Source organism: Pseudomonas sp. SP16.1, from assembly GCF_052682975.1.
The window spans coordinates 3340446-3356139 of the sequence record NZ_JBQYFZ010000001.1 but is presented as its reverse complement, the minus strand read 5'-3'; the positions used below and the strand labels follow the sequence as shown (position 1 = coordinate 3356139).

Genomic DNA, 15694 nt, shown 5'->3' with positions numbered 1-15694 from the left:
GTGACGATCCGTCTCTGGCCCGTTCGACCAATGGGCAGGGCGAGGGCAGTTGGCCAGCAGAGGGTAATGCCGACTAGACTCACGCCTGAGGTCCGATCTTCCCGTCGATACCGTTGCTGCCAGCGGATCGCGTGCCTCATAAGGGTGGGGAAGCAGGACCGAGACTCCAACACAACAAGAGCAACTGGAGGTTTTGATGAAGATGGTGAAATCCACCCTGGCCGTGCTGACCACCGCGGCTGTACTCGGTGTCAGCGGCTTCGCACAGGCGGGCGCCACCCTGGATGCGGTGCAGAAGAAGGGCTTCGTGCAGTGCGGGATCAGCGATGGTCTGCCGGGCTTCTCCTACGCCGACGAGAAAGGCAATTACCTGGGGCTGGACGTCGACGTCTGCCGCGCCGTAGCGGCTGCGGTGTTCGGCGATGCAAGCAAGGTCAAGTACAGTCCGCTGACCGCCAAGGAGCGCTTCACCGCGCTGCAGTCCGGCGAGGTCGACATCCTCTCGCGCAACACTACCTGGACCAGCTCGCGCGATGCGGCCCTGGGCCTGAACTTCACCGGCGTGACCTACTACGATGGCCAGGGCTTCCTGGTGAACAAGAAGCTGGGCGTTTCCAGCGCCAAGGAACTGGACGGCGCCACCGTGTGCATCCAGGCCGGTACCACCACCGAACTGAACCTCTCCGACTACTTCCGTGCCAACGGCATGAAGTACACCCCCATTACCTACGATACCTCCGACGAGAGCGCCAAGTCGGTGGAAGCCGGCCGTTGCGACGTGCTGACCTCCGACCAGTCGCAGCTGTACGCGCAGCGCATCAAGCTGGCCAGCCCGGACGACTACGTGGTGCTGCCGGAAGTCATCTCCAAGGAACCGCTGGGGCCGTCCGTGCGCCAGGGTGACGAGGAGTGGTTCGACATCGTGCGCTGGAGCCTGTTCGCCATGCTCAACGCCGAGGAACTGGGCGTGACTTCGGCCAACGTCGAAGAAATGGCCAAGACCACCAAGAACCCGGACGTCGCTCGTCTGCTCGGCGCCGAAGGTGAGTTCGGCAAGGATCTGAAGCTGCCGAAGGACTGGGCGGTGCAGATCGTCAAGCAAGTGGGTAACTACGGCGAAGCCTTCGACCGCAACGTCGGTGCCGGCAGCGAGCTGAAGATCGAGCGTGGTCTCAATGCCCTGTGGAACAAAGGTGGTCTGCAATACGCACCGCCGGTGCGTTGATCGTCTGTACCGGCGCGCCAGCGAGGCGCGCCGGTCGTTCCTGATTACGTGAAACCCATACCCGTGCCTGCTCGGGTATGGGGTTTCCAAGAGGGCCGTTATGCAAACTACTGCTAATGCCCCGCGCCCGCGAGGATCGTTACTCACCGATCCGCAGGTGCGCGCGTGGCTATTCCAGATCGTCGCCGTGGTCGCCGTCGTGGCGCTCGGCTGGTTCCTGTTCCAGAACACCCAGGCCAACCTCGAGAAGCGCGGGATCATCTCCGGCTTCACCTTCCTGGGTAACAGTGCCGGATTCGGCATCGCCCAACACCTGATCGATTATTCCGAGAGCGACACCTACGGACGGGTGTTCCTCATCGGCCTGCTCAACACCCTGCTGGTATCGGTCATCGGTATCGTGCTGGCCACGCTCCTCGGTTTCATCCTGGGGGTCGCGCGGCTGTCGCCGAACTGGCTTATCAGCAAGCTGGCCACCGTCTACATCGAGATCTTCCGCAACATTCCGCCGCTGCTGCAGATTCTCTTCTGGTACTTCGCGGTATTCCTCGCCCTGCCCGGGCCGCGACAGAGCCTGGGAATCGGCGACACCTTCTTCCTCAACAGCCGCGGCCTGTACCTGCCGGCGCCGAGCCCGTCGGAGAGCTTCTGGCCCTTCGTCCTGGTGCTGCTGGCGACCATCGCCGCCATCGTCGTGCTCGGCCGCTGGGCCAAGGCGCGGCGCGAGGCGACCGGCAAGGTGTTCCACGCCTTCTGGGCCTCGCTGGCGATGATCATCGTGATCCCCGGGCTGGCCGTGGCGATCGGCGGCAATCCGTTGCAGTGGAGCGTGCCCGCGCTCACCGGATTCAACTTCCGCGGCGGCTGGGTGATGATCCCCGAGCTGATGGCCCTGACCCTGGCGCTGACCATCTACACCGCGGCCTTCATCGCCGAGAACGTGCGCTCCGGGATCATGGCGGTCAGCCATGGCCAGACCGAGGCGGCGCGCTCGCTGGGCCTGCGTCCCGCGATCACCCTGCGCCTGGTGATCATCCCGCAGGCCCTGCGTGTGATCATCCCGCCGCTGACCAGCCAATACCTCAACCTGGCGAAGAACTCCTCGCTGGCGGCGGGCATCGGCTATCCGGACATGGTCTCGCTGTTCGCCGGTACGGTGCTCAACCAGACCGGCCAGGCCATCGAGGTGATCGCCATCACCATGAGCGTGTACCTGGCGATCAGCATCAGCATTTCCCTGCTGATGAACTGGTACAACAAGCGCATTGCGCTGATCGAGCGGTAAGGAGCGGCGTATGCAAAACCATGTATTCAAACCCGACCTGCCGCCTCCGCTGCTGAGTGTGGGCGTGCTCGGCTGGCTCAAGGCCAACCTGTTCTCCAACTGGTTCAACACCCTGCTGACCCTGTTCGCCGTCTATCTGATCTGGCTGATCGTGCCGCCGCTGGTGCAATGGGCCTTCATCGATGCCAGCTGGACCGGGACCACCCGTGCCGACTGCACCGGCGAGGGCGCCTGCTGGGTTTTCATCCAGCAGCGTTTCGGCCAGTTCATGTACGGTTTCTACCCGAGCGAGCTGCGTTGGCGGGTCGATACCACCCTGTGGCTGGCGATCATCGGCGCGGCACCGCTGTTCGTGCCGCAGATGCCGCGCAAGGCGTTCTACGGCCTGGCCTTCCTGGTGATCTACCCGATCATCGCCTGGTGCCTGCTGCACGGCGGCGTGCTCGGCCTCAGCGTGGTCTCCACCAGCCAGTGGGGCGGCCTGATGCTGACCCTGGTGATCGCCGCGGTCGGCATCAGCGGTGCGCTGCCGCTGGGCATCCTGCTGGCGCTGGGGCGGCGTTCGGACCTGCCGGCGATCAAGGTCATCTGCGTCACCTTCATCGAGTTCTGGCGCGGCGTGCCGCTGATCACCGTGCTGTTCATGTCCTCGGTGATGCTGCCGCTGTTCCTGCCCGAAGGCATGCATTTCGACAAGCTGATGCGCGCGCTGATCGGGGTGATCCTGTTCCAGTCCGCCTACATCGCCGAGGTGGTGCGCGGTGGCCTGCAGGCCATTCCCAAGGGCCAGTACGAGGCGGCCGCGGCCATGGGCCTGGGCTACTGGCGGATGATGGGCCTGGTGATCCTGCCGCAGGCGCTGAAGCTGGTGATCCCCGGCATCGTCAATACCTTCATCGCGCTGTTCAAGGACACCAGCCTGGTGATCATCATCGGCCTGTTCGACCTGCTCAACAGCATCAAGCAGGCGACCACCGACCCGGCCTGGCTGGGGATGGCCACCGAGGGCTACGTGTTCGCCGCGCTGATTTTCTGGGTTTTCTGTTTCGGCATGTCCCGCTACTCCCTGCATCTGGAGAGGAAGCTGGATACCGGCCACAAGCGTTAGGAGTGAGTCATGAGTGAAGCAGCCAAAAATTCGTCCAGCGCCGAGCCGATGATCCTCATGCAAGGCGTGCACAAGTGGTACGGCCAGTTCCACGTGCTCAAGGACATCAACCTCAGCGTCCAGCAGGGCGAGCGCATCGTCCTGTGCGGGCCGTCCGGCTCGGGCAAGTCCACCACCATCCGTTGCCTCAACCGCCTGGAAGAACATCAGCAGGGACGCATCGTCGTCGACGGTACCGAACTGACCAGCGACCTCAAGCACATCGAGGCGATCCGCCGCGAAGTGGGCATGGTGTTCCAGCACTTCAACCTGTTCCCGCACCTGACCGTGCTGCAGAACTGCACCCTGGCGCCGATGTGGGTACGCAAGATGCCCAAGCGCCAGGCCGAGGAGATCGCCATGCACTTTCTCGAGCGCGTGCGTATCCCCGAGCAGGCCGGCAAGTACCCGGGGCAGCTCTCCGGTGGTCAGCAGCAGCGCGTGGCGATCGCCCGCGCGCTGTGCATGAAGCCGAAGATCATGCTGTTCGACGAGCCGACCTCGGCACTCGACCCGGAGATGGTCAAGGAGGTGCTCGACACCATGATCGGCCTGGCCGAGGACGGCATGACCATGCTCTGCGTGACCCACGAGATGGGCTTCGCCCGCACCGTGGCGAACCGGGTGATCTTCATGGACAAGGGCGAGATCGTCGAACAGGCCGAGCCCAACACCTTCTTCACCAACCCGCAGAACGAGCGCACCAAGCTGTTCCTCAGCCAGATCCTGCACTGAGGCCGGTCCGTCACGAAAAAGGGAGCCTTCGGCTCCCTTTTTCGTGCGCCCTCGGATGGGCCTTATGGACGAGGGTGCGCCGTGCGCACCGCGAACTCATAGTCCTCTCAGATGCCCAGCGCCCCCCCAGGTTGGTGCGCACAGTGTTCAGCCGGGGGACATAGGTAACGGGTGTCGGGAGACATAGGTAACGCATTTAGGCTTACGGCGTTCATCGAATCGGGAGATCGAGTGATGCCGTGGCCGGAGCGCAGCACTATGTCGATAAAACGTGAGTTTGTTCTGCTGGCGGGGCAGCCCGAAAGTAATGTGCGGGAGCTTTGTCGGCGCTATGGCATCAGTCCCAGGACGGGGTACAAATGGCTGGCTCGGTACCGTGAGCACGGCGATGCCGGTTTGCAGGATCGCTCCCGACGTCCCTTGAGCAGCCCAGGGCGCAGCGATCCGACGTTGGAGCAAACGGTGGTGCAATTGCATCACCGCTACCCCTACTGGGGGGCTCGCAAGCTGCGAAGCTTGTTGCTGGCTGCGGATATTGCTCCGCCCCATCACAGCACGATCGATGCGATCCTCAAGCGCCACGATTGTCGCGTCCTCTACCACAACGAACAGACGCAACCGCCGGCTAGCCACCGTTTCGAGCATCCAAACCCGAACGACCTCTGGCAGATCGACTTCAAGGGTCACCTTCCCCTCAACGATCGCCGTTCGTCTCGCTGTCATCCCCTGACACTGTTGGACGACCACTCGCGCTTTTCTCTCTGCCTGCAAGCCTGCGAGGGAGAGCGGCTGGAGCTGGTCAAACCGCATCTGATCGATGTCTTTCGCCAATACGGCTTGCCGCTGCGCATAACCGCCGACAACGGACCGCCCTGGGGCTCGAATATCGCCGGTGGACTATCCACGCTGGAGGTTTGGCTGATGCGCTTGGGGATCGAGGTCAGCCATAGCCGGCCTCATCACCCGCAGACTCAGGGCAAGCTGGAGCGCTTCCACCAGACACTGAAACGTGAAGTGCTGCATCGCTCGTTCAGCGACTTGCAGCACTGTCAGCGGGCGATGAACCGGTGGCGAGACGAATACAACCACTACCGTCCGCACGAAGCGCTGGACCAACGGCCGCCCATAGAACGCTATCGGCCCAGCCCACGTAGCTACCCGGAACAACTGCCAACAATCGAGTACGAACCGGGAGATCACGTGGTGAAAGTACGTCGGACCGGGCAGGTGTATTTCAAAGGACTCAACGTCTTCGTCAGCGGCGGTTTGTACGGGGAGAGGGTCGCCATCCGCCCCACCGCCGAAGATGGCGTCTACGATGTGGTTTTCATCCGCAAAGCGCTACGTCAGATAGACCTGAGGCAACGGGCAACATGATCATCAACCTGTTACCCATGTCTCCCGACAGGTGTTTACCATGTCCCCCGGCTGAACACACAGCGCACCCTACGTGGCCGGCGGCGCGGCTCCGCTGCTCTGCATACGCTTGCGAAAGGCCCCTGGCGTCTCGCTGCACAGCTGCTTGAACAGCTTGGCGAAGGTGGCGCGGTCGGCGTAGCCGACAGAGGCGGCGATCCGCTCCAGCGAATCACTGGAGCGGCTCAGCGCCTGTTGCGCATTGGCGATACGCAGGCGCTGCAGATAGTCATTGGGCGTCAGTCCGGTGGCGGCCTTGAAGCGGCGCAGCAGGGTGCGCGGTGAACAGTGCGCCAGCTGGGCCAGGCGGCTGAGATCGATGGGCTCGGCATGGTGCTCGCGTAGCCACCGCAGCAGTGGCGCCAGCGCCGCGTCCGCGCAGCCGTCCGGCAGCAGCGGGGCGAAACGGCTCTGCAGGCCGCGCTGACGTTCCACCACCAGGGCGCTGGCCACCTGCTGCGCGAGCCAGTCGCCGCCATGAAGGGCGATCAGGTGCAGGCACAGGTCCAGTCCGGCCTGGGCGCCGCCGGAGCAGAACAGACGGCCGTCCTCGGTCAGCAGTTGCTCGGCCTGCAGCTTCACCCGGGGGAAACGCCGGGTGAAGGCCTCGGCCAGCGCCCAGTGGGTAGTGGCGCGGCGGCCGTCGAGCAGGCTGGCGGCGGCCAGCAGAAAGGCGCTGCTGCACAGACTGGCCAGTTGTTGTCGGCGAGGCTGCGCCAGCCAGGGCAGCAGTGCGGCATTGGCCGCCAGGGTCTGCTCCACAGCGCTGCCGGTAGCCGGCAGGATCAGCAGGTCGGCGCGCTCGGCCAGTTGCAGGCCGCCGTCCACCGCGATCCGCGCGAAGTCCAGCTGCACCGGCGCGCCGTCCAGGCTGAAACGCTGCAGCCGAAACCGCGGTGTCGGGCTCAGACGATTGGCCAGGCCGAAGGCGTCCTGCGCCATGCTCAGGCTGGAGCAGACGGTTTGCGGACAGACGTAGAGAGCGATGCGCAGCATGGCGGCGGCCTTGGCCAAGGTTGGCGATTATTGCCACAAAGTTGGCGTTGTCGCCAATGGTCGCTGCAAGGAAGCGGGAGCAGACTACGCCGCGTAGGGTGTCGCGGGGCCGTCTAGGCCGTGCGCACTGCAGACCAAACCCGTCGTTCGTTGGTGCGCGCAGCGCACCCTACGGGCATGTAGCCCCCAGGAGCGCATATGAACCACCCCAACGCCGAACTGATCCAGCGCTTCTATAGCGCCTTCCAGCGCCTGGATGCCGAGGCCATGGCCGCCTGCTACGCCGATGACGTGCGCTTTTCCGATCCGGTATTCACCGATCTGCGCGGCACCGAGGCCGGCGACATGTGGCGCATGCTGTGCAGCCGCGCCGAGGAATTCTCCCTGACCTTCGATCATGTGCAGGCCGACGAGCGCCAGGGCAGCGCGCAATGGATTGCCCGCTACCGCTTCAGCGCCAGCGGACGCCAGGTGGTCAATCGCATCCAGGCGCGCTTCCTGTTCGAGGGCGGGCTGATAGTCGAGCACCGTGACCAGTTCGACCTGTGGCGCTGGGCAGGCCAGGCGCTCGGCGCCAAGGGCCTGCTGCTGGGCTGGGCGGCGCCGGTGCAGGCCGCGATCCGCCGGCAGGCGGGCCTGGGCCTGGCGCAGTTCCGCCAGGGGCGCAGCGCTGCCGGCTGAGGCGGGTGACTGAACGCAGTGGTACGCTTGCCGGTCTTAGCCTTCAATTACCGATAGGGGCGCCGGTGTCCCTGCCACTGCCAGTCGAGACCTGCCGTGACCGAATTGCTCGTAGCCATGAAACAGGCGAAGGCCTGGGGCGTTCACGCCGTTACCGCCAGCGGCGTGATCCTGGCCCTGTTGGCCCTGATCGCGGTGCTCGACAGCCAGCCCAAGCAGTGCCTGCTGTGGCTCGGCCTGGCATTGCTGGTCGACGGCCTCGACGGCTCGCTGGCGCGGCGCTATGACGTCAAGGGCGTGCTGCCGCATTTCGACGGCTCGACCCTGGACCTGGTGATCGACTACCTCACCTATGTGTTCATCCCGGCGATCTTCCTCTATCGCTTCATCCCGCTGCCCGACTTCACCGCCCTGTTCGCCGTGGGGCTGATCCTGGTGTCGTCGCTGTTCTGCTTCTGCAACCTCAACATGAAGAGCCAGGACAACTACTTCGTCGGCTTCCCGGCGGCGTGGAACGTGGTGGTGCTGTATTTCTACATCCTCGACTTCCATCCCTGGCTGGCCCTGGGCACCATCGTCCTGCTGGCCGGCCTGACCCTGACCAAGATGAAGTTCCTGCACCCGTTCCGCGTGCGTCAGTTCATGCCGCTGAACATCGCCGTCACCTGCCTGTGGATGCTCGCCAGCGCCCTGCTGATCCTGCAGTATCCGCTCAACCAGACCTGGCTGCTGGGTGCGTGGCTGCTGGCCTCGACCTATTTCGTCGGCGTCTGCCTGTGGCGCAGCGCGCGGGAATGGCGGCCCCGGCGCGGATGAACGCAGCAGTCGAGAAAGCCTGGTTCGTCTACCTAGTGCGCGCCGCCAACGGCGCCCTCTATTGCGGCATCAGCGACGACCCGCAGCGGCGCTTCGCCCAGCACCAGGCGGGCAAGGGCGCGCGTTTCTTCCATACCAGCCCGGCGCGGGCGCTGGCCTACGTCGAGGCCTGCGCCGGCAAGGGCGAGGCGCTGCGCCGCGAGCGGGCGATCAAGCGCCTGAGCAAGGCGGCCAAGGAAGGGCTCATTCTGGCCAATGATGCCGCGCCATCAGCCTGAGGCGGTGGGCGCGCGGTGGGAGTGCGGTTAAGCTGGGTCCTTCGATCCCGAGACGGAGCACACCATGCACGAACTGATCCTGCACCACTACGACGCCTCGCCCTTTGCCGAGAAGGCCCGCCTGATGCTGGGCTTCAAGCAGCTCTCCTGGCGCTCGGTGGAGATCCCGCGGATCATGCCCAAGCCCGACCTGACCGCGCTGACCGGTGGCTATCGCAAGACCCCGGTACTGCAGGTAGGCGCCGACATCTACTGCGACACGGCGCTGATCGCCCGCCGTCTGGAGGCGGAGAAGGCCACCCCGGCGCTGCTGCCGGAAGGCCAGGAGTTCAATGCCAGCCTGCTGGCGCAATGGGCCGACTCGGTGCTGTTCCAGCATGCCGTGGCCCTGGTGTTCCAGCCGCAGTCCATCGCCGTGCGCATGGGCCAGCTACCGCCTGCGGCGCAGCAGGCCTTCATCGCCGACCGCAGCGCGCTGTTCTCCGGCGGCAGCGCCAGCCGCCTGCCGCTGGAGCAGGCCAAGCACAACTGGCCGGTGCTGATGGGGCGCCTGCAGCAGCAGTTGCAGCGCGAGGCCGGCGATTTCCTGTTCGGCGAGCCGTCGCTGGCCGATTTCGCCGTGGCGCACTGCCTGTGGTTCCTGCGTGGCACCCCGGTGACCGCGCCGCTGGTCGACGACTACCCGGACGTGGCCGCCTGGCTCGGTCGAGTGCTGGGTTTCGGCCACGGCTCGTTCAGCGAGATGAGCAGCGAGCAGGCCATCGCCGTGGCTCGCGAGGCGACGCCGGCGCCGCTGCCGGACGAGGCGTTCGTCGAGCCCAACGGTTTCCAGGCCGGTCAGCCGGTGAGCATCGCGGCGGTCGACTATGGCGTCGATCCGGTGGAAGGTGAGCTGGTCTTCGCAGGGCGCGAGGAACTGATCCTGCGCCGCGAGGACGAGCGTGCCGGCGTGGTGCACGTGCACTTCCCGCGCCTGGGCTTTCGTATCGAGGCGCGCTGAGCGCCTCTGCGCCAACCGCTCAGTAGGCGGCGCGAATGGCGCGCTGGTCGTAGCCGTGGATGATCCGTCCGCGCATGTCGATCAGCGGCACGCCGCGCCCGCCCAGGGCCTGGTAGCGCGCACGGCCGGCGTCGTCCTTGTCGATGTCCACCTCGCGGTAGGCGACGCCGTCCTCGGCGAACAGCTCGCGGGTCTTGGCGCAGTAGCCGCACCAACTGGTGGCGTAGAGCACGATCTCGCCGCTGGTGGTGCCGGCCTGCGGCGGCTTGAGCCAGCGCTCGAGCCTGTCCCAGTTCTGCCACAGGGCCAGGGCGGCGAGGATCAGTAGGATCTTCTTCATGACGGCGCATCCTTGTGCGTGGTGGCGGCTTGCAATTGCGCCAGGGTAAAGGGCGCCGGGCGATCCGGCCACTGCAACTGGAGTTGTTCCAGTTCGCGGGCCAGCAGGCTGGCGACCAGCAGGTCGCGCAACCAGCGTTTGTGCGCCGGGATCACGTACCAGGGCGCGGCGGCGTCGTGGCTGGCGGCGAGCAGCGCGCTCCAGCGCCGCTGGCGCTCGTCGAACTGGCGGTGCGCCTGCAGGTCGCTGGCCTTGAGTTTCCAGCGCTTGTGCGGTTGCTCCAGGCGCTGCGCCAAGCGCCGGAACTGCTCGTTCTTGTCGATCTGCAGGTAGCACTTGAGCACGCGGATGCCCTGCGTCGCCAGCCCCTGTTCGAAGGCCCGCACCTCGGCCAGGCGTGCCGGCAACTCATCCTCGGCGCACAGGCCGTCCAGCGGATCGCTGATCAGCGCCTCGTACTGGCTGCGGTTGAATATACCAATGGTCCCGGGCACCGGCAGCTGCTGGCGATAGCGCTCGAGAAAGTGCCGGCCGCGTTCGACCGCGTTCGGCGCCTGGAAGCTGTGTACGGCCAGGCCCAGCGGGTTGCATGCGCCGAGTACGCGGCGGATCACGCCGTCCTTGCCGCTGCAGTCCGGCCCCTGCAGCACCAGTAGCAGGGCATGGCGACGATTGGCCCAGAGACGCGTCTGCTGTTCCCGCAGCCAGGGTTTGAGCTGCTCCAGACGCGCCTTGGCCTCGGCCTTCTCGAGGCCGAAGGAACGTGCCGGATCGCCCGCCAGCGGCGCCTGCGGCCGGCACAGGCAGGCGTCGAGCAGCTCGTCCGCCAGGCGCGCGTCCATCTCAGTCCTGACGGCGCTTGAGCTGATCCTTCAGCTGGGTCGGCAGCTGGCGGATGATCAGCATGTCGCGCCCTTCGTCGTACTCGATCTTCGAGCCCAAGAGGTGCGCCTCGAAGCTGATCGACAGGCCTTCGGCGCGGCCGGTGAAGCGCTGGAACTGGCTCAAGGTGCGCTTGTCCGCCGGAAATTCCGGGGCCATGCCGTAGTCCTTGTTGCGGATGTGCTCATAGAAGGCCTTGGGGCGCTCCTCGTCGATCAGCCCGGAAAGCTCCTCCAAGGTGATGGGCTCGCCCATTTTGGCCTGGCTGGTGGCGTAGCCGACCAGGGTCTTGGTCTTCTCGCGCGCCTGCTCCTCCGGCAGGTCCTCGCTTTCCACGTAGTCGCTGAAGGCCTTGAGCAGGGTGCGTGTCTCGCCCGGTCCGTCGACGCCTTCCTGGCAGCCGATGAAGTCGCGGAAGTAATCCGAGACCTTCTTGCCGTTCTTGCCCTTGATGAAGGAAATGTACTGCTTGGACTGCTTGTTGTTCTGCCACTCGCTGATGTTGATCCGTGCCGCCAGGTGCAGCTGGCCCAGATCCAGGTGCTTGGCCGGGGTAACGTCCAGCGCCTCGGTCACCGCCACGCCTTCGCTGTGGTGCAGCAGGGCGATGGCCAGGTAGTCGGTCATGCCCTGCTGGTAGTGGGCCAGCAGCACGTGGCCGCCGGTGGACAGGTTGGATTCCTCCATCAGTTTCTGCAGTTGCTCCACGGCCTGGCGGCTGAAGGCGGTGAAGTCCTGCTCGCCGTCCAGGTAGGCCTTGAGCCAGCCGCTGAAGGGGTAGGCGCCGGATTCCTCGTGGAACAGGCCCCAGGCCTTGCCCTGCTTGGCGTTGTAACTCTCGTTGAGATCGGCCAGCAGGTTTTCCATGGCGGGCGAAGCGGCCAGCTCGCTGTCGCGGGCGTGCAGTACGGCGGGGCTGCCGTCGGGTTTCTTGTCGATCAGGTGGACGATGCAGTGGCGGATCGGCATGGGGCTCGGTCTTTGACGGGTTCGCGATGGGAAGTGCAGCGCCGCCGGGCGAGCAGGGGCTCTCCCCGCGCGGCGTGCGGCATGCGCAAAGTCTACCTGACATCGCCGGCCGCTGCCGGCAGGCTCGGGGGTGAAGATTTTTGCTGGCTATGTGCCGCTATCTGCAGTGATAGAGCTCAATTTCCTGGGAAAAATCCATTCTCCGATTAGCGCAAAGGCGCTTCCCGGTCTAGCGTCTCTGACGTCCACACGACGCAGTAAAGGGACGCACCGCGGTGGCGCCACAAGCGTCGCCGCCTATTTCGATCTCCAAATACGGATTGGAGGAACACATGCGCAACAAGATCAATAATCGCCGTGTAATGGGCGCCGCCTTGCTGGCGGCGATTTCCGGGCAGGTCCTGGCGGCCAGCGGGCCCGATACCGCCGAGTTGTTCGACCGGTTCTGGAGTCCGACGCGGCTCGGCCCGGCCGAATGTCGCTCCGGGGTGCTGAGCGCCACGCCGCTGTTGCTGCCGCGTTGCATGCAGGCGGCGAACAGCCTGGTCCACCTGCAGATGCTCAACGATATCGCCCAGGCCAGCGACGGTAATCGTGCCGCCGGCCTGGTCGGCTATCAGCGTTCGCTCGACTACGTGCAGGCTGCCCTGGAAAGCGCCGGCTATAGCGTCACCCGCCAGGCCTTTCCGTTCAGCGCCTTCTACCCGCAGGGGCCGGGCGTGCTGCAGAGCCTGGCGCCGACGCCGATGGAGTACGAGTGGGAAGTGGACTTCACCTACCTGTCGCAGACCGAGGCCGGCGACGTCGCCGCGCCGGTGGCGGCGGTGGACATCGCCCTGGGCGAGGGCAACCAGTCCAGCAGCGGTTGCGAAGCCGAGGACTTCGCCGGTTTCCCCGCCGGTTCCATCGCCTTGCTGCAGCGCGGCGCCTGCAACTTCCAGATCAAGGCGGAGAACGCCGCCGCCGCCGGAGCCGTCGGGGTGGTCATCTTCAACCAGGGCGACAGCGAAGACCGCAAGGGCCTGATCAACGCCACCCTGGGCGACGCTTATGCCGGCGGGATTCCGGTGCTGTTCACCACCTACGACCTGGGCGTGAGCCTGGCGCAGACCTCCGAGCTGCAGTTGCGCATGGTCGCCGATGTGGTGCGCGAGCGCACCGAGACCCACAACCTGGTCGCCGAGAGCGGACGTGGCAATCCGGACAACGTGGTGATGCTCGGTGCGCACCTGGACTCGGTGTTCGAGGGCGCCGGCATCAACGACAACGGCTCGGGCAGCGCCGCCCTGCTGGAGTTGGCCGTGCAGATGGCCAAGGCCAAGCCGCAGAACAGGCTGCGCTTCGCCTGGTGGGGGGCCGAGGAGTCCGGGTTGGTGGGCTCGACCTACTACGTCAACCAGCTGCCCGACGAGGAGAAGGCGAAGATCAAGGCCTACCTGAACTTCGACATGATCGCCTCGCCGAACTTCGCCTACTTCATCTACGACGGCGACGGTTCCGAGTTCGGCCTGCAGGGGCCGCCCGGATCGGCGGCGATCGAGCGGCTGTTCGGTGAGTACTACCGGCTGCGCGGCCTGCCGTTCGAGGGCGACGAGATCAGCTTCCGTTCCGACTACGCGCAGTTCTTCCTCGACGGCATCGCCTTCGGCGGCCTGTTCACCGGGGCTGAGGTGGTCAAGTCCGAAGAGCAGGCCAGTCGCTACGGCGGTACCGCCGGCGTGGCCTTCGACCCCTGCTACCACGATGCCTGCGACGATCTGAACAACCTCGATCATCGCGCCCTGGAGGTCAATGGCGATGCCATGGCCTTCGTCGCCAGCTGGCTGGCGCTGTCGACCAAGGTGGTGGACGACGAGATCGCCGCCGGGCAGGGCGCACGCGGCATGCTGCGCAGCGCGCAGGCCTACGACATCACCCACTGGGGCAAGCACTGGGTCAAGTAGCCTCGCTGGCCGGCGCGCACCGTTGCTGGTGCGCACGGCGCCCCCTGCGGCGTATAAGAAAAAGCCCGCGATCGATTCGCGGGCTTTTTTGTGGCCCTCCGCTTAGCTCCGGTCCGGAGTGGGCACCACGGATGAGCCTTCCTGTTCCGGGATATCCCGCCGGCGTTGCTGCAGTGCCCGCAGTCGCTCGATCACGTAGCGCAGGTGCATGTGCAGCTCGTACAGCTCGTTGGAGTAGGACAGCGGCACCTCGACCGCCGCCAGCTCGTCCTCCAGGCGCTCCAGGCGCTGGATCTCGTTTTCCAGCTCGGCCGGCAGCGAGCCCGCGTGCAGCTTGCGGTCGGTCTCGCGCAGGTACTTGTACCAGCGGTAGATGCGGGCGCGGATGCGCCACTGGTAGATCGGCCCCACCGCCTTGAGCAGCGGGATCATCACCACGATCAGCGGAATCAGCAGGATGATGTAGCGGTCGGCCAGCGAGGCGATGCGAAACGGCAGGTAGCGTTGCAGGATCGGCAGGCCCTTGTCGTAGAAGTGTTCGGCGTCGCGGTGCAGTTCGAAGGTGCGCGGCTCGGCGCTGGGAAAGGTGCCGGCCGCATCGAGCAGGGTGCCGTTTCTCATCACCTCGCGGCTGGCGGCGAGAAACAGCGGTACCAGGCCGGGATTGAATTCGTCGTTGACCACCAGGGTCGCCACCGGCGCCAGGGTGACGACGTCGCGGTCCGGCGCGTTGCTGGCCAGGTCGAGCAGGCCCTCGCCCACCGTCACCTGATTGAAGAAGGGCAGGCGCGCTGCGTAGGCGGCGGCGCGGCGAAAGTGCGCCAGGGCGATCTGCGGGTGGGCGGCCAGTTGCCGCACCAGGGCATTCTCCGCCGGGCCGACGAAGAAGGCCGCGTCCAGCTCGCCGGCCATCAGTGCGCGGGCCGCCTTGCTGCCGCCGCTGCTCTGCCAGCTGTGCGGATATCGCTCGGCGGCGATGCCGTTGGCCTCGAGGATGGCGTCGCTGGCGGCGCGGGTGCCGCTGCCGGCGCCGCCCAGGCCGAGGCGCAGTGGCAGCAGGTCGGCGATGCGGTCGAGGCTGACCTCGCGTCGATGGAACAGCCACAAGGGTTCCTGATAGATCGCGCCGAGGCTCTTCAGGTGTGCCCGCTCGGCGGGGGGCAACTGGCGTTCCAGGCCGCTCTGTACCAGGGCTATCTGCACCTCGGGCTCGCCCGCCAGCAGGCGCTGCAGGTTGTCGCGCGAGCCGGAGGTCGGCACCAGATTCAGCTCGAAGCCCTCCTTTGCCAGCTCCCCCCTGAGGCGTTCGGCGAACACGCGATAGGCACCGCCCTGGGTGCCGGTGGCCATACTGGCGCTCATCGGCGGCGGCGGGGCGACGAACTGGAACAGCGCCCAGACCAGTCCGGCCACCACCGGCACTATCCACAGGTTGGCCAGGATCATGATCTTCAGGTCGTGCAGTACGCGGCGCATGGGGCTTCCTTTCTGTGGGTTCTCAGCAAGGATAGAGCCTTGCGCGTACCCAGGGTTCTTCGCCCGTCAAATCGCGGGCATTAAAAAACCGGCCACTGGGGCCGGTTTTTCAAGAACCTGTCGCGATCAGGCGGCAGCAGCTTCGCCCAGCGCCTTGATGTGCGCGTTCAGGCGGCTCTTGTGGCGAGCGGCTTTGTTCTTGTGGATGATGCCCTTGTCGGCCATGCGGTCGATGACCGGAACAGCCAGGGTGTAGGACGACTTGGCAAGGTCGAGGTCTTTGGCGTCGATAGCCTTGACCACGTTCTTGATGTAGGTACGGACCATCGAGCGCAGGCTGGCGTTATGGCTACGACGCTTCTCAGCCTGTTTGGCGCGTTTTTTGGCAGAAGGTGAGTTGGCCACCGTCAAGCTCCTCGAAAACTGGGGGGTTACGACAAATAAGGCCGCGAATCATGCCGACCCATCGGCAGTCTGTCAAGCCCGCCGCTGCTTTCCCGAGCTG

General features: G+C 65.6%; 15 protein-coding genes and 1 pseudogene. 10 read left to right on the top strand and 6 right to left on the bottom strand.

Annotated elements, in window-relative coordinates; translation table 11 throughout:
- The first annotated feature begins 196 nt into the window (after positions 1–196).
- From ACUTAF_RS16050 to ACUTAF_RS16030, 5 genes and pseudogenes are all read left to right on the top strand, one after another.
- Positions 197–1225, top strand: coding sequence for an amino acid ABC transporter substrate-binding protein (locus tag ACUTAF_RS16050; protein WP_445580893.1), 1029 nt, complete (start codon positions 197–199; stop codon positions 1223–1225).
- 100 nt (positions 1226–1325) lie between these two features.
- Complete coding sequence (locus ACUTAF_RS16045; protein WP_445580892.1) at positions 1326–2510, top strand: amino acid ABC transporter permease; 1185 nt, start codon at positions 1326–1328, stop codon at positions 2508–2510.
- Positions 2511–2520: 10 nt separating this feature from the next.
- Entirely contained in the window at positions 2521–3618 is a 1098-nt protein-coding gene (locus tag ACUTAF_RS16040; protein WP_445580891.1) for an amino acid ABC transporter permease, read from the top strand.
- Between the two features lie 9 nt (positions 3619–3627).
- On the top strand, positions 3628–4392 hold the full coding sequence (locus ACUTAF_RS16035; RefSeq protein WP_445580890.1) for an amino acid ABC transporter ATP-binding protein: 765 nt from the start codon (positions 3628–3630) through the stop codon (positions 4390–4392).
- Positions 4393–4626: 234 nt separating this feature from the next.
- Positions 4627–5824, top strand: a pseudogene (locus tag ACUTAF_RS16030) (IS481 family transposase).
- A 14-nt stretch (positions 5825–5838) separates the two neighbouring features.
- On the opposite strand, the gene ACUTAF_RS16025 reads toward ACUTAF_RS16030, so the two are convergent.
- Positions 5839–6804: a GlxA family transcriptional regulator gene (locus ACUTAF_RS16025; RefSeq protein ID WP_445580889.1), complete on the bottom strand. Its 966-nt coding sequence runs from the start codon at positions 6802–6804 to the stop codon at positions 5839–5841.
- A 198-nt stretch (positions 6805–7002) separates the two neighbouring features.
- On the opposite strand from ACUTAF_RS16025, the gene ACUTAF_RS16020 reads away from it, so the two are divergent.
- The 4 genes from ACUTAF_RS16020 to ACUTAF_RS16005 all read left to right on the top strand — a co-directional run bounded on the left by ACUTAF_RS16020 (position 7003) and on the right by ACUTAF_RS16005 (position 9579).
- Positions 7003–7485, top strand: coding sequence for a nuclear transport factor 2 family protein (locus tag ACUTAF_RS16020; RefSeq protein WP_445580888.1), 483 nt, complete (start codon positions 7003–7005; stop codon positions 7483–7485).
- A gap of 117 nt (positions 7486–7602) precedes the next feature.
- Positions 7603–8301: a phosphatidylcholine synthase gene (pcsA, locus tag ACUTAF_RS16015; protein WP_445582461.1), complete on the top strand. Its 699-nt coding sequence runs from the start codon at positions 7603–7605 to the stop codon at positions 8299–8301.
- Positions 8298–8579, top strand: coding sequence for a GIY-YIG nuclease family protein (locus tag ACUTAF_RS16010; protein ID WP_445580887.1), 282 nt, complete (start codon positions 8298–8300; stop codon positions 8577–8579). Before pcsA ends, ACUTAF_RS16010 begins: the two co-directional genes overlap by 4 nt.
- Positions 8580–8643: 64 nt before the next feature.
- On the top strand, positions 8644–9579 hold the full coding sequence (locus ACUTAF_RS16005; RefSeq protein WP_445580886.1) for a glutathione S-transferase family protein: 936 nt from the start codon (positions 8644–8646) through the stop codon (positions 9577–9579).
- Between the two features lie 19 nt (positions 9580–9598).
- Here the strand turns inward: ACUTAF_RS16005 and ACUTAF_RS16000 are convergent, their stop codons facing one another.
- From ACUTAF_RS16000 to yejK, 3 genes are read right to left on the bottom strand one after another with little or no spacing between them, the layout of a single operon-like run.
- Complete coding sequence (locus ACUTAF_RS16000; RefSeq protein WP_445580885.1) at positions 9599–9919, bottom strand: glutaredoxin family protein; 321 nt, start codon at positions 9917–9919, stop codon at positions 9599–9601.
- Positions 9916–10761 (bottom strand): polyphosphate kinase 2 family protein, encoded by an 846-nt coding sequence (locus ACUTAF_RS15995; protein WP_445580884.1) that lies wholly within the window; start codon positions 10759–10761, stop codon positions 9916–9918. The genes ACUTAF_RS16000 and ACUTAF_RS15995 overlap by 4 nt, the downstream gene beginning before the upstream one ends.
- A 1-nt stretch (position 10762) precedes the next feature.
- Positions 10763–11770: a nucleoid-associated protein YejK gene (gene yejK, locus ACUTAF_RS15990; RefSeq protein WP_445580883.1), complete on the bottom strand. Its 1008-nt coding sequence runs from the start codon at positions 11768–11770 to the stop codon at positions 10763–10765.
- Positions 11771–12102: 332 nt separating this feature from the next.
- Between yejK and ACUTAF_RS15985 the strand changes: the two genes are divergently transcribed.
- Positions 12103–13713 (top strand): M28 family metallopeptidase, encoded by a 1611-nt coding sequence (locus tag ACUTAF_RS15985; RefSeq protein WP_445580882.1) that lies wholly within the window; start codon positions 12103–12105, stop codon positions 13711–13713.
- A 102-nt stretch (positions 13714–13815) separates the two neighbouring features.
- On the opposite strand, the gene ACUTAF_RS15980 is transcribed toward ACUTAF_RS15985, so the two are convergent.
- Both ACUTAF_RS15980 and rpsT read right to left on the bottom strand, forming a co-directional pair.
- A complete protein-coding gene (locus ACUTAF_RS15980) occupies positions 13816–15189 on the bottom strand; it encodes a TAXI family TRAP transporter solute-binding subunit (protein ID WP_445580881.1) in 1374 nt (457 codons plus the stop codon).
- 126 nt (positions 15190–15315) lie between these two features.
- Positions 15316–15594 carry a 30S ribosomal protein S20 gene (gene rpsT, locus ACUTAF_RS15975; protein WP_445580880.1) on the bottom strand — a complete coding sequence of 93 codons (279 nt, stop codon included), beginning with the start codon at positions 15592–15594 and terminating at the stop codon, positions 15316–15318.
- Positions 15595–15694 lie beyond the last annotated feature (100 nt).

Bases quoted from the DNA above. Each gene is read 5' to 3' on its own strand.
- pcsA (WP_445582461.1), top strand. From the start codon at position 7,603: ATGAAACAGGCGAAGGCCTGGGGCGTTCACGCCGTTACCGCCAGCGGC.
- yejK (WP_445580883.1), bottom strand. From the start codon at position 11,770: ATGCCGATCCGCCACTGCATCGTCCACCTGATCGACAAGAAACCCGAC.
- ACUTAF_RS16050 (WP_445580893.1), top strand. From the start codon at position 197: ATGAAGATGGTGAAATCCACCCTGGCCGTGCTGACCACCGCGGCTGTA.
- ACUTAF_RS16005 (WP_445580886.1), top strand. From the start codon at position 8,644: ATGCACGAACTGATCCTGCACCACTACGACGCCTCGCCCTTTGCCGAG.
- ACUTAF_RS16020 (WP_445580888.1), top strand. From the start codon at position 7,003: ATGAACCACCCCAACGCCGAACTGATCCAGCGCTTCTATAGCGCCTTC.
- ACUTAF_RS16000 (WP_445580885.1), bottom strand. From the start codon at position 9,919: ATGAAGAAGATCCTACTGATCCTCGCCGCCCTGGCCCTGTGGCAGAAC.
- ACUTAF_RS16010 (WP_445580887.1), top strand. From the start codon at position 8,298: ATGAACGCAGCAGTCGAGAAAGCCTGGTTCGTCTACCTAGTGCGCGCC.
- ACUTAF_RS16025 (WP_445580889.1), bottom strand. From the start codon at position 6,804: ATGCTGCGCATCGCTCTCTACGTCTGTCCGCAAACCGTCTGCTCCAGC.
- ACUTAF_RS16035 (WP_445580890.1), top strand. From the start codon at position 3,628: ATGAGTGAAGCAGCCAAAAATTCGTCCAGCGCCGAGCCGATGATCCTC.
- ACUTAF_RS16040 (WP_445580891.1), top strand. From the start codon at position 2,521: ATGCAAAACCATGTATTCAAACCCGACCTGCCGCCTCCGCTGCTGAGT.
- ACUTAF_RS15985 (WP_445580882.1), top strand. From the start codon at position 12,103: ATGCGCAACAAGATCAATAATCGCCGTGTAATGGGCGCCGCCTTGCTG.
- ACUTAF_RS15980 (WP_445580881.1), bottom strand. From the start codon at position 15,189: ATGCGCCGCGTACTGCACGACCTGAAGATCATGATCCTGGCCAACCTG.
- ACUTAF_RS15995 (WP_445580884.1), bottom strand. From the start codon at position 10,761: ATGGACGCGCGCCTGGCGGACGAGCTGCTCGACGCCTGCCTGTGCCGG.
- ACUTAF_RS16045 (WP_445580892.1), top strand. From the start codon at position 1,326: ATGCAAACTACTGCTAATGCCCCGCGCCCGCGAGGATCGTTACTCACC.